At 39.5% G+C, this 1112-nt stretch carries 3 protein-coding genes; all 3 read left to right on the top strand.

Going from position 1 to position 1112, the window contains the following annotated elements; translation table 11 throughout:
* The first annotated feature begins 72 nt into the window (after nt 1-72).
* The 3 genes from H540_RS30680 (at nt 73) to H540_RS0122345 (ending at nt 961) form a co-directional block, all read left to right on the top strand.
* A complete protein-coding gene (locus H540_RS30680) occupies nt 73-285 on the top strand; it encodes a DUF4240 domain-containing protein (RefSeq protein WP_425388162.1) in 213 nt (70 codons plus the stop codon).
* Between the two features lie 254 nt (nt 286-539).
* Nucleotides 540-731: a hypothetical protein gene (locus tag H540_RS0122350; RefSeq protein WP_028402450.1), complete on the top strand. Its 192-nt coding sequence runs from the start codon at nt 540-542 to the stop codon at nt 729-731.
* Nucleotides 732-793: 62 nt separating this feature from the next.
* Nucleotides 794-961, top strand: a complete 168-nt coding sequence (locus tag H540_RS0122345; RefSeq protein WP_028402449.1) for a hypothetical protein — start codon at nt 794-796, stop codon at nt 959-961.
* Nucleotides 962-1112 lie beyond the last annotated feature (151 nt).

Raw genomic sequence — 1112 nt, 5'->3', positions numbered from 1 at the left:
ATATGACTCCTCAAGCTTTCGAGGATCAAGCTCGAAAGTCAGCATAATCCTCACATTTTTGTGTCCAACTTATTGACTCAAATCCAATGCGTGGTTGTAGCAAATGGGCGGGATTTTTACTACCATGTGTTGCATCATCCAGAGGAAATGCCAAAGGACATGGAGTTTGAATCTTTGTTGGGTGTAGCCAGAGAAGCATACGAACAGAAAAATGATGAAGAGTTTGATTATCTGCCAAAGTTTGATTATGAAACATTTAGCAATAAGAACAAATGGATAGAGTAAACTGCTAATAAAAATTTTAGTACCAAAGGTAGTACATACAAGCCTGAACTTCCGATAACACTGATTATGTGAACAAGAAATCCCTTCAGAACACAAGGTCTGAAGGGCATTTTTATAGTATCTGAGATACATTGACTTCCGATAATGAGATGTTATGTAAACCTCACATGAATATGGCATACATCCAAATTGCTACAATACACTGTTCCCTTTGAATGGTACAATATGGATATAAGGAAAAGGAGTTGAGGAAGATGAAGAATGTTTATCAAGGTTTGCAGTATGTAGGAATTATCGCCATGCTTATCTTTGGTGGTACCTTCATCCTCCGTTGGATGTTGCAAGACGAATTGTTACTGGACCAATTGATCGGCTTTACTGTTGGATTGTTCGCTCTAGTGACAGCATACATTGTGAAGCATCGCAACAGACAACACACAATATAAGGCAGACCCTCTCTCCAGAACGGGGAGGGGTTTGCTGTATTTGAATAAAAGGGGAGAGAACTATGTTTAAAGTAAAACCCAAATGTACTAGTTGCGGGAAAGATATTCATGGTGGAGAAGTAGTTTATGTTGAAATGCGCTACCCTGAATATGCAGGTATGACTGAAATCAAAAGGTATCTCGAAAACGAAGGAAAAATCTACTGCCAAGAGTGCCATTCTAAAAAATAATTTCTGTCTTTCACAACTTCCGATAAATTATGTTATGTAAACATAAGAAGGGGTAATACCAGGTGAAGTAGGGAGCCAGACGCCAAAAGCGTGTCAACTCCCCCTTCCCAAACCGTACGTGCGACTTTCACCGCATACGGCTTTCCAAGAA

The sequence above is a fragment of the Ectobacillus panaciterrae DSM 19096 genome (genome assembly GCF_000430785.1).
Lineage (GTDB): Bacteria > Bacillota > Bacilli > Bacillales > Bacillaceae_G > Ectobacillus > Ectobacillus panaciterrae.
Note: the sequence above shows the minus strand (reverse complement) of the source record. Positions and strands in the feature narration are given on the sequence as shown.